The 22,216-nt window shown below is 38.8% G+C and carries 3 protein-coding genes and 1 pseudogene; all 4 read right to left on the bottom strand.

All coding sequences use genetic code 11. The features are described 5' to 3' along the window. Nucleotides 1-238: 238 nt before the first annotated feature. The gene (locus tag V4P54_RS00575) at nt 239-4,984 is read right to left on the bottom strand and encodes a Vomp family autotransporter (RefSeq protein ID WP_455477228.1); all 4,746 of its coding nucleotides are present in this window, start codon (nt 4,982-4,984) and stop codon (nt 239-241) included. A gap of 520 nt (nt 4,985-5,504) precedes the next feature. Continuing rightward, nucleotides 5,505-13,412 (bottom strand): YadA-like family protein, encoded by a 7,908-nt coding sequence (locus V4P54_RS00570; protein ID WP_455477227.1) that lies wholly within the window; start codon nt 13,410-13,412, stop codon nt 5,505-5,507. A gap of 693 nt (nt 13,413-14,105) precedes the next feature. Beyond that, on the bottom strand, nt 14,106-20,621 hold the full coding sequence (locus V4P54_RS00565) for a YadA-like family protein (protein WP_455477226.1): 6,516 nt from the start codon (nt 20,619-20,621) through the stop codon (nt 14,106-14,108). A 666-nt stretch (nt 20,622-21,287) separates the two neighbouring features. Then, nucleotides 21,288-22,169 (bottom strand): annotated as a pseudogene (locus tag V4P54_RS00560) (YadA-like family protein); the annotation flags it as partial. Nucleotides 22,170-22,216: the final 47 nt, after the last annotated feature.

Raw genomic sequence — 22,216 nt, 5'->3', positions numbered from 1 at the left:
ATATTGTATCTATCATAGTATTATATCTATCAAAGTGTGGTATATCTTCGGTCAAAACATTGTTTTCAAATACACTGTACGATGATTTGGTTTTTGCAATTTTCATAAAAAATCATACCCTAAATACATCATAGGTGGGCATGAGGATTGTGCGCTGTTGGAAGTGTAAACAAAAATTCCGCTCCTATCCTTGTTAGACAAAAGCGGAATCCTTTGTAAAAGGTAATGATTACGATTATTAGTTCAATGTTACATTAAATGCTCCACCAACTCCCCAATGACCTCCAGAACTGGTCACTGATAAACTAGAACGGATATTTCCACTTTCGGATGTGTAACCTGCACCAAATGCAAGTGCAGTCTGGCTACGCCATAAACCACCGCCAAATGAAATACTCAATTTTCCAGGTGAATCGTTATAATGCAAGTTGGCTACAGCCAAACCAATAGCCGCAGCTTGTCTAGCTTCTTTTCGCGAACCTTCTATACTATAATTTAAGTTTTCAAATTTTAGATCTGTATATTTTTTGGATTGTTCAAAAGCTTCATCAATAGCATCGACAGTAATGTTACTGACCCGCTGATCTGTGTATTGCTTTGCGTCTTCAAAAACTGTATTCATCCTTTTTTCTGTATAATCATATAACTGCCCACCATTAATGGCCTCCTTTGATTTGCTTGCAATGTGACCATCAGCGAGATTATCAATCAATACAGGCTCACTTTCATCGCCACCTGACAAAGCAATCTTATTGGTTTTTTTTCCGTTTTGGTCTCTATTATAAGTAACAACTCCATCAGTTATGCCATCAACCTTTTTTTCAATTCCAACAAGAACATCATCCATATCAGTGACCGTATTGGAAAGATCATCAACGTTCTTCTCAACATGAGAGACTCTCTTTTCGACATCTGTAACACTTTTGTCTGTATTCCAAAGTTGTCCACCATTTACTACATCAGTAGAATTTTGTGCAACTGTACCATTTGCCACATTGGTAATCTTACTCCGTTGACCTTCACGAGAAGCATCATAGGCTTCCTTCTCATTATCCCAAACTAAAACGCTATCTGAAGAAACATTATTTTTTATCTCAGAAAGTCGATTATTTACATTTAGTATACTTTTGCTAACATCACTAAGCGCACTAGCAACATTATTATATTTTTTTTCCGTAACAATACTGCCATCGTCATTGATATGTGCAATCTGGAAATTTGGTACTGTCCACACACCATCATTATAAGAAGCACCTCCGCCAAAATACGCAGCAAGCGTAGTATTCATAGAGTAAAGCTGAGAGCCATTCACCGCTTCTTTCGATTCAGATGAAATTGCACCATTCTTTACACCAGAAATAATACGTGTTTCATGTTCATTATTTACGATACTGATGGTACTGCCACCTTTACCGCTGCCAATGGAGATGACATTTGTTGATGTATCATAGCCAACAATACTATTATCATTGATCTGATCAGAGATCTTATTAAGCTTCTTATCAAGATTTGTGAAAGAACTGCCAACTCCTGTAAAAGCCGCGGCAACATCATTATAGCTCTTTTCTTCATTGCTACCACTGGCACTAACAGTGACAAGCTTAAAGGTTGGAGCCATCCATTTGTCACCATTATATTGAGCACCTCCTCCAAAATATGAAACAAGCGTGGTGTTCGTAGAATAAAGCTGAGAGCCATTTACTGCTTCTTTTGAAGAAGATGAAGTTGCACCACTCTTTACACCAGAAATAATACGTGTTTCATGTTCACTATTTGTAATGTCAACGGTATGTCCACTCTCATTTCCACCAATTAAAATAGCATGTGTATCCTTATTTTGCTGAACAAGATTACTACCAGTAAAAATATTAATTTCGTCAGAAAGCTTTTCAACTCTATCAGAAATTTTCTTATCGAGGTTTGCAAAAGAAGTACCAATACCTGTAAAAGCCGCAGCAACATTAGCATAACTCTCCTCTTTATTAGCTCCATCAGCTCCAATGATGGTAAGTTTAAAGGTCGGAGCTGTCCATTTTCCACCATCGTATTTAGCTTCACCACCAAAATATGACACAAGTGTATTGCTCATCGAGTAAAACTGAGAGCCATTTATTGCTTCTTTCGAGACAGACGAAATCGTACCGCTCTTTACACCAGAAATAACGCGTACCTCCCCTGCATTATTCGTGACGTCGATTATGCCACCACCTTCAGTTACACCAATAGAAATAACATGTGTATCTTTATTCTGTTGAACAAGATTACCACCAGAAACAATGTTGATTTTGTCAGAGAGCACCTTAACTTCATTAGAAATCTTCTTATCAAGATTTGTGAAAGAACTGCCAACCCCCGTAAAAGCTGCCGCAACATTAGCGTAGCTCTCATTTTTATTGACTCCATCATCTCCAATAGCAGTAAGTTTAAATGTTGGAGAAGTCCATTTTCCACCATCATATTGAGCACCTCCTCCGAAATATGAAGCAAGCGTATTGCTTACAGAATAAAGCTGAGAGCCATTTATTGCTTCTTTTGAGCTAGACGAAATCGTACCGCCCTTTATACCAGAAATAATGCGTGCTTCACCCTCGCTGTTTGTGACATTGATGACGCTGCCACCTTCACGTCTGCCAATGAAAATAACATTCGTCGATGTATCATGACTGATAATACCATCACTAGTGACATTATTAATTTCTTTAGAAAGCTGGTTAATCTTCTTATCAATATTTGTGAAAGAACTACTAACTCCTGTAAAAGCTGTAGCAACATCATTATAGCCCTTTTCTTCATTACCACTGGCACTGACAGTTACAAGCTTAAAAGTTGGAGCTGTCCATTTGCCACTATCATATTGAGCACCTCCTCCGAAATATGAAGCAAGCATGTTGCCTACAGAATAAAGCTGAGAGCCATTTACTGCCTCTTTTGAAGAGGATGAAATTACACCATTCTTTACACCCAAAATAACACGCGCTTCACCTTCGCTGTTTGTGGCATTGATGACGCTACCACCTTTAGTTCCACCAATGGAGATAACACGCGTCTCTCCATTTTGTTGAACAAGATTATCACCAGAAACAATACCGACTTCGCTCGAAAATTCATTAAATTTATTAGAAATCTTCTTATCAATATTTCCAAATGAAGCACTAATACCGGCAAAAGCTGCCGCAACATTATTATAGCTCTCTTCTTTATGAGTACCATCAGTACCAATAGTGTTAACTTTAAAAGTCGGAGCCGTCCATTTGCCACCATCATATTGGGCACCTCCTCCAAAATATGAAGCAAGCATGTTGCTTACAGAATAAAGCTGTGAACCGCTAACCGCTTCTTTTGAAAAACTAGAAAGCTCTCCATCCAAAACTCCTATTATCTTCTTATCACCGGAATCGATACCAGTAGAAGTTATGTGAACACTCCCAACATTTAAACCAGTCTCCGTTAAACTATTTCCTCCTGTTTTTACACTCTTAAGTATAATATTATCGGATAAACCAAAGGCTATATTAGATTTGCTGTCGCCTTTAGCAATTTTTAAATTTTTATTTAAAACTGAAAAATTCAAACCGCTGTCTTTACCAAAAGCTATGGGATTTATAGTATCTCCATTAATAACAGCCTTCCAACCACTTGTCGCATACTCTTTTAATTTTTTTAGCTGTGCAATATTTACTGCATCAGTGTCCTCGCTACCAGCTGCAACTGATTTAATTTGGCGTGTGAAACCTTTGCCAACATTCCCTACACTGACCGCACCCCTTGTACTTATCCATACATGATCATTAAAATCGTGACTATCCATACTTGTCAATTTACCTGTTATAGGATTATATCCCAAGGAACCAGCGTCACCACTATCATTAACCACAGAATCACTTCCCAAAGCAACTGAATCGAAAGCACTTGCCTTTGCTTTGAAACCGATAGCAACAGCACTCTCAAGCGATGAAGACGCCTTCCAACCGATAGCAACTGTATAATAGGCCGTTGACTTAGATTCATTACCCAAAGAAACTGCATCATGACCCGTCGCATTTGCGTTAGAACCAACGGAAATAGAACCAACGTTAGCTGATGATGCGCCCTGTCCAATCGCGATTGAATTACCTTTTTGGGCTGATGCAAAAGAACCCATTGCAATAGATCGATTATCCATTGTAATTGCGTGGTCACCTAAAGCCACGCTAGAATCTCCCCCTGCATTTGACCATAACCCAACAGCTATAGAGGCAGTGCCTATTGCTTGTCCACCATGACCTACAACTACAGTATCAGCATGATCCGTGTGTGTCTCAAAACCAATGGCGATAGCAGACTCCGCGCTATCATATACTGTTACTTTCTTACCAATAGCTATAGAAAAGTTGGAAGATTTTCTAATAGATAAATCAGAACCTATAGCTACAACACCAGAAACACCAAGTGGTAAATTTTCACCACCCGGACCTGCAGCAGTTCCCACGTTTATAAACTTACCAATCCCTATAGAATCAGAACCAAACACTTGTGATGAAGCTCCAATACCTATTGTTCCAATCCCTGCAGTAATGGTATTAGCACCAATCGATACACTAAAAGAACCAGTATTCGGATTTGACGCAAAAAGTGGAACTGCGAACGTCTGAGCACCAATGGATACTGAAAAATCTCCGATATCATATGGATCATTTCCGAGTATCAAAGAATTTGATTTTTTTGCAGCTTTAACCTTACTGCTTTTATCCTTACTGTCCTTAATTATTGCTCCAACACCTTGCCCAGTAAAAATCCTAGCTGACGGGAAAGCAGTCGATGTGGACTCTATCTCTGCTGAAGACGTAGATGCAACCTCTGTTGGAACAGGATCTGCAGCAAAAGAAGGAAAAATGCTTGATAAAAATACAATTAGCGTTGTGTCCAGCAAAACTGCTTGAGATGAACGAAAAAAATGATAATCTTTCAAATTATTTTCTTTTAGAACCAAGTGTGTTTTTTTCATAATAAGCTCCCCTAGCTAATGAACGTAAGATATAAATAAAGATATATTTTTGCTTTAGTTGAATTCTTTCAGCATGGAAATTGAATTGCACAGCGAGGTGTCTATACGATGCCACAATGGACATTTTTTTTGTGTGCAAGAGTTTATATTTCACAATTCTTCTCTTTAATGGCTTAATAGCCAAAATATTTCTTGCTTTTTGAGAAGGAGACCATCCCGCTTTTTTAAGTCTTTTCACGATATAAAAGATGTTAAACAGAATAGCAAGAAGAAAGTAATAGTATTACTATTATTCAAGAGTAGTGTATTATCTAAAAATAAGAAATATTTTCTCGTATACGTATCTTATATAGTAATATTTTACAAAAATCATAATACTATACTTATTTTGTTTATATTATAATTGATTTCATATAAATAAAAACTTTTGCCCCTGTCTAATTAAGACAAGGGCAAAAAAATATTAATAAAATACTCTATCTTTCACATTTATACTAATCTTACACTAGATTTTTCTTTGTTACTTTATTCTCAAGGTAATTCCCCCTCCTATACCCCAATGACCTCCAGCACTAGTGACAGACAGACTAGAAAGAACATTACCATCTTCAGATGTATAGCCAGCACCAATAGCAAAAGCTGACTGACCACTCCATAAGCCGCTACCAAATGAAAAGCTTAAAGACCCTGGAACATCATAATAACGTAAATTGGATACTGCCAAACCAATAGCCGCAGCTTGTCTCGCTTCTTTCCGAACATCATCAATCCCATATTTTAACGATTCAAACTGCATATCTGTGTAAATTTTGGCATCGTTAACAGCATTGTTAATGCTCTCATCAGTATATTTCTGCGCATCCTTAAAAACAACATCAATCTGTTCTTTAGTATAGCTATATAACTGACCACCATTAACAGCCTCTTTCGATCCCTCTTCAACACGACCATCAGCAAGATTGTCAATCAATACAGGTTCGCTTTCATTACCACCTGCTAAAGTGATTGTATTGCTTTTTCCTCCATCTTCTCCTCTATCGTAAGCAATAACTCCATCGGTAACAACGTTAACTTGAGTTTCAATACCAGAAAGCTTATGACCAATGTCAGTAACTGTATTAGAGAGAACATCTACCTTATTTTCAATTTCTTCAATCTTATGTCCTCCATTTATAAGTTCCTGTGCATTTTCTAAGATATTGGGATCAATTCCTTTTTCAATAACTTGAACACGATCGCTCAGACTTAACATGCTTTCGCTAAAACCATTAAACGCAGCAAAAACATTCTGATAGCTCTCTTCTTTATGAGTACCATCGGCACCAACAATTTCAAATTTAAAAGTTGGAGCTGTCCATTTCCCATCATCATATTTGGCTCCACCTCCAAAATACGATGCAAGTGTGTTGCTCATCGAGTAAAGCTGTGAACCATTAATCGCATCCGTGGAACCAGATGAAACTGCTCCATCCTTTACACCAGAAACAACGCGTGATTCATCCTTGTCATTTGATACACTAATGATGCTGCCACCAGTGGTACCACCAATAGAGATAGAACCTGTCGTTGCATCATGATGAATAGTGCTTGTGCTCGCAACATTCTTAATTTCCTTAGAAAGCTCATCTGCCTTATCAGAAATCTTCTTATCAAGATTTGTGAAAGAACTTCCAACCCCGCTAAACGCAGAAGCAACATTGTTGTAGCTCTCTTCTTTATGAGTACCATCAGCAGAAATAGTGCTAACTTTAAAAGTTGGAGCTGTCCATTTCCCATCATCATATTTGGCTCCACCTCCAAAATACGATGCAAGTGTGTTGCTCATCGAGTAAAGCTGTGAACCATTAATCGCATCCGTGGAACCAGATGAAACTGCTCCATCCTTTACACCAGAAACAACGCGTGATTCATCCTTGTCATTTGATACACTAATGATGCTGCCACCAGTGGTACCACCAATAGAGATAACATTTGTTGATGTATCATGATCAATCATACCATTTCCGGTGACATTCTTGATATCATCGGAAAGCTTGTTAATTTTATCAGAAATTTTCTTGTCAAGATTTGTGAAAGAACTTCCAACCCCGCTAAACGCAGAAGCAACATTGTTGTAGCTCTCTTCTTTATGAGTACCATCAGCAGAAATAGTGCTAACTTTAAAAGTTGGAGCTGTCCATTTCCCATCATCATATTTGGCTCCACCTCCAAAATACGATGCAAGTGTGTTGCTCATCGAGTAAAGCTGTGAACCATTAATCGCATCCGTGGAACCAGATGAAACTGCTCCATCCTTTACACCAGAAACAACGCGTGATTCATCCTTGTCATTTGATACACTAATGATGCTGCCACCAGTGGTACCACCAATAGAGATAGAACCTGTCGTTGCATCATGATGAATAGTGCTTGTGCTCGCAACATTCTTAATTTCCTTAGAAAGCTCATCTGCCTTATCAGAAATCTTCTTATCAAGATTTGTGAAAGAACTTCCAACCCCGCTAAACGCAGAAGCAACATTGTTGTAGCTCTCTTCTTTATGAGTACCATCAGCAGAAATAGTGCTAACTTTAAAAGTTGGAGCTGTCCATTTCCCATCATCATATTTGGCTCCACCTCCAAAATACGATGCAAGTGTGTTGCTCATCGAGTAAAGCTGTGAACCATTAATTGCATCCGTGGAACCAGATGAAACTGCTCCATCCTTTACACCAGAAACAACGCGTGATTCATCCTTGTCATTTGATACACTAATGATGCTGCCACCAGTGGTACCACCAATAGAGATAGAACCTGTCGTTGCATCATGATGAATAGTGCTTGTGCTCGCAACATTCTTAATTTCCTTAGAAAGCTCATCTGCCTTATCAGAAATCTTCTTATCAAGATTTGTGAAAGAACTTCCAACCCCGCTAAACGCAGAAGCAACATTGTTGTAGCTCTCTTCTTTATGAGTACCATCAGCAGAAATAGTGCTAACTTTAAAAGTTGGAGCTGTCCATTTCCCATCATCATATTTGGCTCCACCTCCAAAATACGATGCAAGTGTGTTGCTCATCGAGTAAAGCTGTGAACCATTAATTGCATCCGTGGAACCAGATGAAACTGCTCCATCCTTTACACCAGAAACAACGCGTGATTCATCCTTGTCATTTGATACACTAATGATGCTGCCACCAGTGGTACCACCAATAGAGATAGAACCTGTCGTTGCATCATGATGAATAGTGCTTGTGCTCGCAACATTCTTAATTTCCTTAGAAAGCTCATCTGCCTTATCAGAAATCTTCTTATCAAGATTTGTGAAAGAACTTCCAACCCCGCTAAACGCAGAAGCAACATTGTTGTAGCTCTCTTCTTTATGAGTACCATCAGCAGAAATAGTGCTAACTTTAAAAGTTGGAGCTGTCCATTTCCCATCATCATATTTGGCTCCACCTCCAAAATACGATGCAAGTGTGTTGCTCATCGAGTAAAGCTGTGAACCATTAATCGCATCCGTGGAACCAGATGAAACTGCTCCATCCTTTACACCAGAAACAACGCGTGATTCATCCTTGTCATTTGATACACTAATGATGCTGCCACCAGTGGTACCACCAATAGAGATAACATTTGTTGATGTATCATGATCAATCATACCATTTCCGGTGACATTCTTGATATCATCGGAAAGCTTGTTAATTTTATCAGAAATTTTCTTGTCAAGATTTGTGAAAGAACTTCCAACCCCGCTAAACGCAGAAGCAACATTGTTGTAGCTCTCTTCTTTATGAGTACCATCAGCAGAAATAGTGCTAACTTTAAAAGTTGGAGCTGTCCATTTCCCATCATCATATTTGGCTCCACCTCCAAAATACGATGCAAGTGTGTTGCTCATCGAGTAAAGCTGTGAACCATTAATCGCATCCGTGGAACCAGATGAAACTGCTCCATCCTTTACACCAGAAACAACGCGTGATTCATCCTTGTCATTTGATACACTAATGATGCTGCCACCAGTGGTACCACCAATAGAGATAGAACCTGTCGTTGCATCATGATGAATAGTGCTTGTGCTCGCAACATTCTTAATTTCCTTAGAAAGCTCATCTGCCTTATCAGAAATCTTCTTATCAAGATTTGTGAAAGAACTTCCAACCCCGCTAAACGCAGAAGCAACATTGTTGTAGCTCTCTTCTTTATGAGTACCATCAGCAGAAATAGTGCTAACTTTAAAAGTTGGAGCTGTCCATTTCCCATCATCATATTTGGCTCCACCTCCAAAATACGATGCAAGTGTGTTGCTCATCGAGTAAAGCTGTGAACCATTAATCGCATCCGTGGAACCAGATGAAACTGCTCCATCCTTTACACCAGAAACAACGCGTGATTCATCCTTGTCATTTGATACACTAATGATGCTGCCACCAGTGGTACCACCAATAGAGATAACATTTGTTGATGTATCATGATCAATCATACCATTTCCGGTGACATTCTTGATATCATCGGAAAGCTTGTTAATTTTATCAGAAATTTTCTTGTCAAGATTTGTGAAAGAACTTCCAACCCCGCTAAACGCAGAAGCAACATTGTTGTAGCTCTCTTCTTTATGAGTACCATCGGCAGCAATAGTGCTAACTTTAAAAGTTGGAGCTGTCCATTTCCCATCATCATATTTGGCTCCACCTCCAAAATACGATGCAAGTGTGTTGCTCATCGAGTAAAGCTGTGAACCATTAATCGCATCCGTGGAACCAGATGAAACTGCTCCATCCTTTACACCAGAAACAACGCGTGATTCATCCTTGTCATTTGATACACTAATGATGCTGCCACCAGTGGTACCACCAATAGAGATAGAACCTGTCGTTGCATCATGATGAATAGTGCTTGTGCTCGCAACATTCTTAATTTCCTTAGAAAGCTCATCTGCCTTATCAGAAATCTTCTTATCAAGATTTGTGAAAGAACTTCCAACCCCGCTAAACGCAGAAGCAACATTGTTGTAGCTCTCTTCTTTATGAGTACCATCAGCAGAAATAGTGCTAACTTTAAAAGTTGGAGCTGTCCATTTCCCATCATCATATTTGGCTCCACCTCCAAAATACGATGCAAGTGTGTTGCTCATCGAGTAAAGCTGTGAACCATTAATCGCATCCGTGGAACCAGATGAAACTGCTCCATCCTTTACACCAGAAACAACGCGTGATTCATCCTTGTCATTTGATACACTAATGATGCTGCCACCAGTGGTACCACCAATAGAGATAACATTTGTTGATGTATCATGATCAATCATACCATTTCCGGTGACATTCTTGATATCATCGGAAAGCTTGTTAATTTTATCAGAAATTTTCTTGTCAAGATTTGTGAAAGAACTTCCAACCCCGCTAAACGCAGAAGCAACATTGTTGTAGCTCTCTTCTTTATGAGTACCATCAGCAGAAATAGTGCTAACTTTAAAAGTTGGAGCTGTCCATTTCCCATCATCATATTTGGCTCCACCTCCAAAATACGATGCAAGTGTGTTGCTCATCGAGTAAAGCTGTGAACCATTAATCGCATCCGTGGAACCAGATGAAACTGCTCCATCCTTTACACCAGAAACAACGCGTGATTCATCCTTGTCATTTGATACACTAATGATGCTGCCACCAGTGGTACCACCAATAGAGATAGAACCTGTCGTTGCATCATGATGAATAGTGCTTGTGCTCGCAACATTCTTAATTTCCTTAGAAAGCTCATCTGCCTTATCAGAAATCTTCTTATCAAGATTTGTGAAAGAACTTCCAACCCCGCTAAACGCAGAAGCAACATTGTTGTAGCTCTCTTCTTTATGAGTACCATCAGCAGAAATAGTGCTAACTTTAAAAGTTGGAGCTGTCCATTTCCCATCATCATATTTGGCTCCACCTCCAAAATACGATGCAAGTGTGTTGCTCATCGAGTAAAGCTGTGAACCATTAATCGCATCCGTGGAACCAGATGAAACTGCTCCATCCTTTACACCAGAAACAACGCGTGATTCATCCTTGTCATTTGATACACTAATGATGCTGCCACCAGTGGTACCACCAATAGAGATAACATTTGTTGATGTATCATGATCAATCATACCATTTCCGGTGACATTCTTGATATCATCGGAAAGCTTGTTAATTTTATCAGAAATTTTCTTGTCAAGATTTGTGAAAGAACTTCCAACCCCGCTAAACGCAGAAGCAACATTGTTGTAGCTCTCTTCTTTATGAGTACCATCAGCAGAAATAGTGCTAACTTTAAAAGTTGGAGCTGTCCATTTCCCATCATCATATTTGGCTCCACCTCCAAAATACGATGCAAGTGTGTTGCTCATCGAGTAAAGCTGTGAACCATTAATCGCATCCGTGGAACCAGATGAAACTGCTCCATCCTTTACACCAGAAACAACGCGTGATTCATCCTTGTCATTTGATACACTAATGATGCTGCCACCAGTGGTACCACCAATAGAGATAGAACCTGTCGTTGCATCATGATGAATAGTGCTTGTGCTCGCAACATTCTTAATTTCCTTAGAAAGCTCATCTGCCTTATCAGAAATCTTCTTATCAAGATTTGTGAAAGAACTTCCAACCCCGCTAAACGCAGAAGCAACATTGTTGTAGCTCTCTTCTTTATGAGTACCATCAGCAGAAATAGTGCTAACTTTAAAAGTTGGAGCTGTCCATTTCCCATCATCATATTTGGCTCCACCTCCAAAATACGATGCAAGTGTGTTGCTCATCGAGTAAAGCTGTGAACCATTAATCGCATCCGTGGAACCAGATGAAACTGCTCCATCCTTTACACCAGAAACAACGCGTGATTCATCCTTGTCATTTGATACACTAATGATGCTGCCACCAGTGGTACCACCAATAGAGATAACATTTGTTGATGTATCATGATCAATCATACCATTTCCGGTGACATTCTTGATATCATCGGAAAGCTTGTTAATTTTATCAGAAATTTTCTTGTCAAGATTTGTGAAAGAACTTCCAACCCCGCTAAACGCAGAAGCAACATTGTTGTAGCTCTCTTCTTTATGAGTACCATCGGCAGCAATAGTGCTAACTTTAAAAGTTGGAGCTGTCCATTTCCCATCATCATATTTGGCTCCACCTCCAAAATACGATGCAAGTGTGTTGCTCATCGAGTAAAGCTGTGAACCATTAATCGCATCTTTTGAAGAGCCATAAACATCTCCATTCAAGACTTCCGTTATCTTCTTATCACCAGAATTGATGCCAGTAGAAGTTATGTGAACATTCCCAACATCTAAACCAGACTCTGTTAAGCTATTTCCTCCTGTTTTTACACTCTTAAGTGTAATATCATCAGACAAACCAAAAGCTACGTTTGCATTGCCATCACCCTTAGTAATATTAAGGTTTTTATTGGAAACTGAAAAATTCAAACTACTGTCTTTATCAAAAACTACAGGACTCGTAGTGTCTCCATTAATAGTAACCTTCCAGCCACTTGTCGCATACTCTCTTAACTTTTTTAGCTGTGCTACATTCACTGCATCGGTGTCATCGCTACCAGCTGCAACCGATTTAATCTGACGTGTCTTTCCATTCTGATTGTCACCAACACTAACTGCACCTAATGTACTTTTCCATGTAGGAGTAGTGATGTCCTTTATCGCACCATTCGTCAAGGGATCATACCCAAAGCCACCAGAAACCGTATCAGCAACAGAATAGGAACCTAAAGCAAGACCATCCTTCGCAGTTGCTTTTGAACGGTAACCTAAAGAAAGACTATAATCTGCCAGTGCTGACGAAAGGCTGCTTAAAGCAACTGAAGATTCACCTTCTGCTTCTGATCCCATACCAAATGCAATGCTTGCTTTCCCTCTCGCAAGTGCAGAAACACCAAAAGCTTGCGCTCCTGCAGATCCCGTAGTCGCATTCATGCCAAATGCCGTTGCATTATCTCCTCCTGCATGGGCTCCACAACCAATCGCAAAAGAATAAGCACCAAAAGCCATAGGTGGTGCAGAATCATTGTTACTAACTGCTCTTTCTATTTCTATTGAACTATGAGAATCTAAAGATTTTTTTTCACGAAGAAATTTTTCATATTGCGCTGCCACAGTCATTGCGCCTGGATAGCTAGTATCTGGCTTATTATGAGCCAATGCACCACGACCATAAACTTTATCTGCGAAACAACGATCGTTACTGCTTCCAATTAAAATGATACTACCAACCCCAATGGAATTAGCGATACCTGGACGCCAAGCACCTGGATTTCCAATAATTTTGGCTTCTTTTACAGGAGTAAAATCTGTAGCAAAAGCAGGAAAAGTGCTTGATAAAAATGCAATTAGTGTTGTTCCCAATGAAATTGCTTTAGCTGAACGAAGAAAACATTTTTCTCTTAAAACAGAATGTGAATTTTTCATAATAAGCTCCCCTAGCTAATGAATATATTTAAAACATAAAAAAGACACATTTCGGCTTATAATCCTCCGCGTGTTCTTGATGTTTTTGATTAAGTATTTTCCGTGTGCCTTCAAAAGAAATAACGCTAAGAAGACTTTTAATACGGATATAAAAAAGACATATCTATGCCTTGTTAAAAATGGAATGTGTGTTTCTAAACGCCAAAAAAAAAGGCCACTTCTGGTAAAAGTGTCTTAAATATAAAAATCAAATTATATAATGCAATGTCTATATAACATTACGGCGGAAACTTTTTACCACGCAAAAGTTTAGATTTCATAATCTTTCTTCCTGTAACTAAGCTTTTCTTCTTATCAAAAGAAAACCCCTCGCTGTTTGTATTTTTTCCACGCTATAGGGGATATTAAATAGAATAGCAAGAAAAAAATAACATCAACAAAAAAATAATAGTATTTTGTTTGTCTAAATGTAGTTTATTTTTACTAAGTATCCAAGATATTACCTCATATATAAACTATATAATATGAGATTTTTACAAAAATCATAATACTATACTTATTTTGTTTATATTATAATTGATTTCATATAAATAAAAACTTTTGCCCCTGTCTAATTAAGACAAGGGCAAAAAAATATTAATAAAATACTCTATCTTTCACATTTATACTAATCTTACACTAGATTTTTCTTTGTTACTTTATTCTCAAGGTAATTCCCCCTCCTATACCCCAATGACCTCCAGCACTAGTGACAGACAGACTAGAAAGAACATTACCATCTTCAGATGTATAGCCAGCACCAATAGCAAAAGCTGACTGACCACTCCATAAGCCGCTACCAAATGAAAAGCTTAAAGACCCTGGAACATCATAATAACGTAAATTGGATACTGCCAAACCAATAGCCGCAGCTTGTCTCGCTTCTTTCCGAACATCATCAATCCCATATTTTAACGATTCAAACTGCATATCTGTGTAAATTTTGGCATCGTTAACAGCATTGTTAATGCTCTCATCAGTATATTTCTGCGCATCCTTAAAAACAACATCAATCTGTTCTTTAGTATAGCTATATAACTGACCACCATTAACAGCCTCTTTCGATCCCTCTTCAACACGACCATCAGCAAGATTGTCAATCAATACAGGTTCGCTTTCATTACCACCTGCTAAAGTGATTGTATTGCTTTTTCCTCCATCTTCTCCTCTATCGTAAGCAATAACTCCATCGGTAACAACGTTAACTTGAGTTTCAATACCAGAAAGCTTATGACCAATGTCAGTAACTGTATTAGAGAGAACATCTACCTTATTTTCAATTTCTTCAATCTTATGTCCTCCATTTATAAGTTCCTGTGCATTTTCTAAGATATTGGGATCAATTCCTTTTTCAATAACTTGAACACGATCGCTCAGACTTAACATGCTTTCGCTAAAACCATTAAACGCAGCAAAAACATTCTGATAGCTCTCTTCTTTATGAGTACCATCGGCACCAACAATTTCAAATTTAAAAGTTGGAGCTGTCCATTTCCCATCATCATATTTGGCTCCACCTCCAAAATACGATGCAAGTGTGTTGCTCATCGAGTAAAGCTGTGAACCATTAATTGCATCCGTGGAACCAGATGAAACTGCTCCATCCTTTACACCAGAAACAACGCGTGATTCATCCTTGTCATTTGATACACTAATGATGCTGCCACCAGTGGTACCACCAATAGAGATAACATTTGTTGATGTATCATGATCAATCATACCATTTCCAGTGACATTCTTGATATCATCGGAAAGCTTGTTAATTTTATCAGAAATTTTCTTGTCAAGATTTGTGAAAGAACTTCCAACCCCGCTAAACGCAGAAGCAACATTGTTGTAGCTCTCTTCTTTATGAGTACCATCAGCAGAAATAGTGCTAACTTTAAAAGTTGGAGCTGTCCATTTCCCATCATCATATTTGGCTCCACCTCCAAAATACGATGCAAGTGTGTTGCTCATCGAGTAAAGCTGTGAACCATTAATCGCATCCGTGGAACCAGATGAAACTGCTCCATCCTTTACACCAGAAACAACGCGTGATTCATCCTTGTCATTTGATACACTAATGATGCTGCCACCAGTGGTACCACCAATAGAGATAGAACCTGTCGTTGCATCATGATGAATAGTGCTTGTGCTCGCAACATTCTTAATTTCCTTAGAAAGCTCATCTGCCTTATCAGAAATCTTCTTATCAAGATTTGTGAAAGAACTTCCAACCCCGCTAAACGCAGAAGCAACATTGTTGTAGCTCTCTTCTTTATGAGTACCATCGGCAGAAATAGTGCTAACTTTAAAAGTTGGAGCTGTCCATTTCCCATCATCATATTTGGCTCCACCTCCAAAATACGATGCAAGTGTGTTGCTCATCGAGTAAAGCTGTGAACCATTAATCGCATCCGTGGAACCAGATGAAACTGCTCCATCCTTTACACCAGAAACAACGCGTGATTCATCCTTGTCATTTGATACACTAATGATGCTGCCACCAGTGGTACCACCAATAGAGATAACATTTGTTGATGTATCATGATCAATCATACCATTTCCGGTGACATTCTTGATATCATCGGAAAGCTTGTTAATTTTATCAGAAATTTTCTTGTCAAGATTTGTGAAAGAACTTCCAACCCCGCTAAACGCAGAAGCAACATTGTTGTAGCTCTCTTCTTTATGAGTACCATCAGCAGAAATAGTGCTAACTTTAAAAGTTGGAGCTGTCCATTTCCCATCATCATATTTGGCTCCACCTCCAAAATACGATGCAAGTGTGTTGCTCATCGAGTAAAGCTGTGAACCATTAATCGCATCCGTGGAACCAGATGAAACTGCTCCATCCTTTACACCAGAAACAACGCGTGATTCATCCTTGTCATTTGATACACTAATGATGCTGCCACCAGTGGTACCACCAATAGAGATAACATTTGTTGATGTATCATGATCAATCATACCATTTCCGGTGACATTCTTGATATCATCGGAAAGCTTGTTAATTTTATCAGAAATTTTCTTGTCAAGATTTGTGAAAGAACTTCCAACCCCGCTAAACGCAGAAGCAACATTGTTGTAGCTCTCTTCTTTATGAGTACCATCAGCAGAAATAGTGCTAACTTTAAAAGTTGGAGCTGTCCATTTCCCATCATCATATTTGGCTCCACCTCCAAAATACGATGCAAGTGTGTTGCTCATCGAGTAAAGCTGTGAACCATTAATTGCATCCGTGGAACCAGATGAAACTGCTCCATCCTTTACACCAGAAACAACGCGTGATTCATCCTTGTCATTTGATACACTAATGATGCTGCCACCAGTGGTACCACCAATAGAGATAACATTTGTTGATGTATCATGATCAATCATACCATTTCCGGTGACATTCTTGATATCATCGGAAAGCTTGTTAATTTTATCAGAAATTTTCTTGTCAAGATTTGTGAAAGAACTTCCAACCCCGCTAAACGCAGAAGCAACATTGTTGTAGCTCTCTTCTTTATGAGTACCATCAGCAGAAATAGTGCTAACTTTAAAAGTTGGAGCTGTCCATTTCCCATCATCATATTTGGCTCCACCTCCAAAATACGATGCAAGTGTGTTGCTCATCGAGTAAAGCTGTGAACCATTAATCGCATCCGTGGAACCAGATGAAACTGCTCCATCCTTTACACCAGAAACAACGCGTGATTCATCCTTGTCATTTGATACACTAATGATGCTGCCACCAGTGGTACCACCAATAGAGATAGAACCTGTCGTTGCATCATGATGAATAGTGCTTGTGCTCGCAACATTCTTAATTTCCTTAGAAAGCTCATCTGCCTTATCAGAAATCTTCTTATCAAGATTTGTGAAAGAACTTCCAACCCCGCTAAACGCAGAAGCAACATTGTTGTAGCTCTCTTCTTTATGAGTACCATCAGCAGAAATAGTGCTAACTTTAAAAGTTGGAGCTGTCCATTTCCCATCATCATATTTGGCTCCACCTCCAAAATACGATGCAAGTGTGTTGCTCATCGAGTAAAGCTGTGAACCATTAATCGCATCCGTGGAACCAGATGAAACTGCTCCATCCTTTACACCAGAAACAACGCGTGATTCATCCTTGTCATTTGATACACTAATGATGCTGCCACCAGTGGTACCACCAATAGAGATAGAACCTGTCGTTGCATCATGATGAATAGTGCTTGTGCTCGCAACATTCTTAATTTCCTTAGAAAGCTCATCTGCCTTATCAGAAATCTTCTTATCAAGATTTGTGAAAGAACTTCCAACCCCGCTAAACGCAGAAGCAACATTGTTGTAGCTCTCTTCTTTATGAGTACCATCAGCAGAAATAGTGCTAACTTTAAAAGTTGGAGCTGTCCATTTCCCATCATCATATTTGGCTCCACCTCCAAAATACGATGCAAGTGTGTTGCTCATCGAGTAAAGCTGTGAACCATTAATCGCATCCGTGGAACCAGATGAAACTGCTCCATCCTTTACACCAGAAACAACGCGTGATTCATCCTTGTCATTTGATACACTAATGATGCTGCCACCAGTGGTACCACCAATAGAGATAGAACCTGTCGTTGCATCATGATGAATAGTGCTTGTGCTCGCAACATTCTTAATTTCCTTAGAAAGCTCATCTGCCTTATCAGAAATCTTCTTATCAAGATTTGTGAAAGAACTTCCAACCCCGCTAAACGCAGAAGCAACATTGTTGTAGCTCTCTTCTTTATGAGTACCATCAGCAGAAATAGTGCTAACTTTAAAAGTTGGAGCTGTCCATTTCCCATCATCATATTTGGCTCCACCTCCAAAATACGATGCAAGTGTGTTGCTCATCGAGTAAAGCTGTGAACCATTAATCGCATCCGTGGAACCAGATGAAACTGCTCCATCCTTTACACCAGAAACAACGCGTGATTCATCCTTGTCATTTGATACACTAATGATGCTGCCACCAGTGGTACCACCAATAGAGATAGAACCTGTCGTTGCATCATGATGAATAGTGCTTGTGCTCGCAACATTCTTAATTTCCTTAGAAAGCTCATCTGCCTTATCAGAAATCTTCTTATCAAGATTTGTGAAAGAACTTCCAACCCCGCTAAACGCAGAAGCAACATTGTTGTAGCTCTCTTCTTTATGAGTACCATCAGCAGAAATAGTGCTAACTTTAAAAGTTGGAGCTGTCCATTTCCCATCATCATATTTGGCTCCACCTCCAAAATACGATGCAAGTGTGTTGCTCATCGAGTAAAGCTGTGAACCATTAATCGCATCCGTGGAACCAGATGAAACTGCTCCATCCTTTACACCAGAAACAACGCGTGATTCATCCTTGTCATTTGATACACTAATGATGCTGCCACCAGTGGTACCACCAATAGAGATAACATTTGTTGATGTATCATGATCAATCATACCATTTCCGGTGACATTCTTGATATCATCGGAAAGCTTGTTAATTTTATCAGAAATTTTCTTGTCAAGATTTGTGAAAGAACTTCCAACCCCGCTAAACGCAGAAGCAACATTGTTGTAGCTCTCTTCTTTATGAGTACCATCGGCAGCAATAGTGCTAACTTTAAAAGTTGGAGCTGTCCATTTCCCATCATCATATTTGGCTCCACCTCCAAAATACGATGCAAGTGTGTTGCTCATCGAGTAAAGCTGTGAACCATTAATCGCATCTTTTGAAGAGCCATAAACATCTCCATTCAAGACTTCCGTTATCTTCTTATCACCAGAATTGATGCCAGTAGAAGTTATGTGAACATTCCCAACATCTAAACCAGACTCTGTTAAGCTATTTCCTCCTGTTTTTACACTCTTAAGTGTAATATCATCAGACAAACCAAAAGCTACGTTTGCATTGCCATCACCCTTAGTAATATTAAGGTTTTTATTGGAAACTGAAAAATTCAAACTACTGTCTTTATCAAAAACTACAGGACTCGTAGTGTCTCCATTAATAGTAACCTTCCAGCCACTTGTCGCATACTCTCTTAACTTTTTTAGCTGTGCTACATTCACTGCATCGGTGTCATCGCTACCAGCTGCAACCGATTTAATCTGACGTGTCTTTCCATTCTGATTGTCACCAACACTAACTGCACCTAATGTACTTTTCCATGTAGGAGTAGTGATGTCCTTTATCGCACCATTCGTCAAGGGATCATACCCAAAGCCACCAGAAACCGTATCAGCAACAGAATAGGAACCTAAAGCAAGACCATCCTTCGCAGTTGCTTTTGAACGGTAACCTAAAGAAAGACTATAATCTGCCAGTGCTGACGAAAGGCTGCTTAAAGCAACTGAAGATTCACCTGATGATTTTGAAGAAGAACCAATAGAAAGACTATATTGACCAATTGCTGATGCTTCACTACCGAAAGAAATTGAATCATCACCCACTGTCGATGATTCATAACCAAAGGCAAGACTATTTTTTCCCTTTGCCAACGAAAGACTACCTAAAGCTATTGAATCTGCACCTCTTGTTTCTGATCCTACCCCCATTGCGATACTTGATGCCGCGCCTGCAAGTGCAGAAACACCAAAAGCTTGTGATCCAGCAGATACTGTAGTTGCATTCATACCAAATGCTGTTGAAGCGCGACCTCCTGCACGCGCTCCACAACCAGTTGCAAAAGAATACATAGCAAGCGCATTAGGTAATTGACGCTTTGCATTAGCAGTTATACTCAGTTTAGGATCATCATTTAGCTCATACTGAGGTGCATCATGTGGAGGTGCAAATGAACCACTAAAAAATTGCTCATATTGTTGTTTTTTAGTTAATGCATTAGGTGCATCAGCAACTTGTTTATTCCATAAACTGCCACGACCATAAACTTCATCTGCGTAGCATTCTGTAGCACTATTAATCAAAGATGCTGATCCTCGAAGACGACCAGAAGATAAAAAAACTTGTCCAGAATTAACGACTAAATAATTAGCACCTTCCCCAACTAAATCTAGATGACCAAATACATCTAGATAACTTGGATCTTTATCAGCCAAAGCACTGGCAGACTCAGAAGCAACACAAACAAGGAAAACACTTGACAAAAGTGCAGTAAGTTTTTTTCCTAACGACATTGTTTTTGGTGAATGAGTAAAACGCTCTTCTTTCAGATAATTTTCTTTTAAAATAGAATATTGTTTTTTCATAATAACCTCCCCTGATTAATGAATATATTCAAAACATAAAAAAAACATATTTTAACTTTACGTTTACGCTTGTCAGTTATATCTGGGCACTTGAGCCCACATCGCTCATTTTTTCTGAGTGCGTTTTTTGGTGAATTTTTGAAAGGAAACGAAAGAAAAAATCTCTTCACAAAATCACGGACGTGTGATGTACATTTTGAAAGAGATTGTTTTGTTGTAGAGATGTTTTGCGTTTAAAATTTGGATTATTTAGCAGAGTGTTGATATAATACTATGGTGGATTTTTTTTGTTTCGCAAGAGTTTAAACCTCATAACTTTTTCCTTCAATTTTGATTCTATTGAAGGAAAACTCCTTATTTTTAGATTTTTTCACGCTATAGGAGATGTACTATAGAATAGCAAGGGGAAATAACTCTACTTTTCTCGTTCGGATATTGTCTGTTGTCTGAGTATCCAAGATATTTTTTTGCAACTATTCCATGTAATATAAGACTTTTTATAAAGATTGTAATCCTGAATCAAGCGCTCTATATTGTGGTTAATTTTATGTGAATAAATAAAAAAACCTCTCGCCCATACCTAGTTTAAAGACAAAAGCGAGAGAATATTAAGAAAAATATTTTTGTTTTTACGGTTATATTAACTTTTACGTTAGCTTTTACCCATTATTTTATTTTCAGGGTAACTCCCCCTCCTACACCCCAATTACCACTAGAACCAGTAACAGATAAATTAGAAAGAACATTTCCATCTTCAGATGCATAGCCGGCACCAATAGCAAACGCAGCTTGACCACTCCATAGACCACCACCAAATGAAAAACTTAACGATCCAGGCGTATCATAATAACGCAAATTGGACACTGCCAGACCAATAGCTGCAGCTTGTCTCGCTTCTTTCCGAACACCTTCTATACTGTAATTTAAATTTTTAAATCTCAAATCTGTATAATGTTTGGACTGATCAACAGCTCGGTCAATAACATCGGCGGTAATATCACTGACATGTTGATTTGTATATTGCTTTGCATCATCAAGAACTATCTGCATTTGTTGCTTTGTGTAATCATGCATCTGCCCACCGTTAACAGCCTCTTTTGATCCACTTTCAATATGACCATCAGCAAGATTGTCAATCAACACAGGCTCACTTTCATCACCACCTGCTAAAGTAATTTTATTGGTCTTCTTTCCATCTTGATCTTTATCATAGGTTACAACTCCATCAGCAATATTGTTAACTTTATCCTCGATTCCATCAACCCTGTTTTCAATATTGACAATCGTTTTACCCATGTCAGTAACTGTATTGGAAAGACCATCAACTTTGTCCTCGATGCCAACGATTGTACTACCCATACCGGTAATTGTGTTAGAAAAATCATCAACTTTTTTTTCAACGGTTGCAACATGTTCATTTATTTTCCAAAGCTGCCCACCACTCACCACATCGGTAGAACTTTGTGCAATTTGGCCATCAGCCACATTAATGATACCACTCACATGACCATCGTGAATTGCATCATAAGCCCCCTTATCACTATTCCAAGGTAAACCAACATTACTAGAACTACCGGCATCAACTTTAATTGAAC

This window comes from Bartonella sp. B41, assembly GCF_053795765.1.
Note: the sequence above shows the minus strand (reverse complement) of the source record. Positions and strands in the feature narration are given on the sequence as shown.

Coding starts and splice junctions, on each gene's coding strand:
- V4P54_RS00575 (WP_455477228.1), bottom strand. CDS start 4,984: ATGAAAAAAACACACTTGGTTCTAAAAGAAAATAATTTGAAAGATTAT.
- V4P54_RS00570 (WP_455477227.1), bottom strand. CDS start 13,412: ATGAAAAATTCACATTCTGTTTTAAGAGAAAAATGTTTTCTTCGTTCA.
- V4P54_RS00565 (WP_455477226.1), bottom strand. CDS start 20,621: ATGAAAAAACAATATTCTATTTTAAAAGAAAATTATCTGAAAGAAGAG.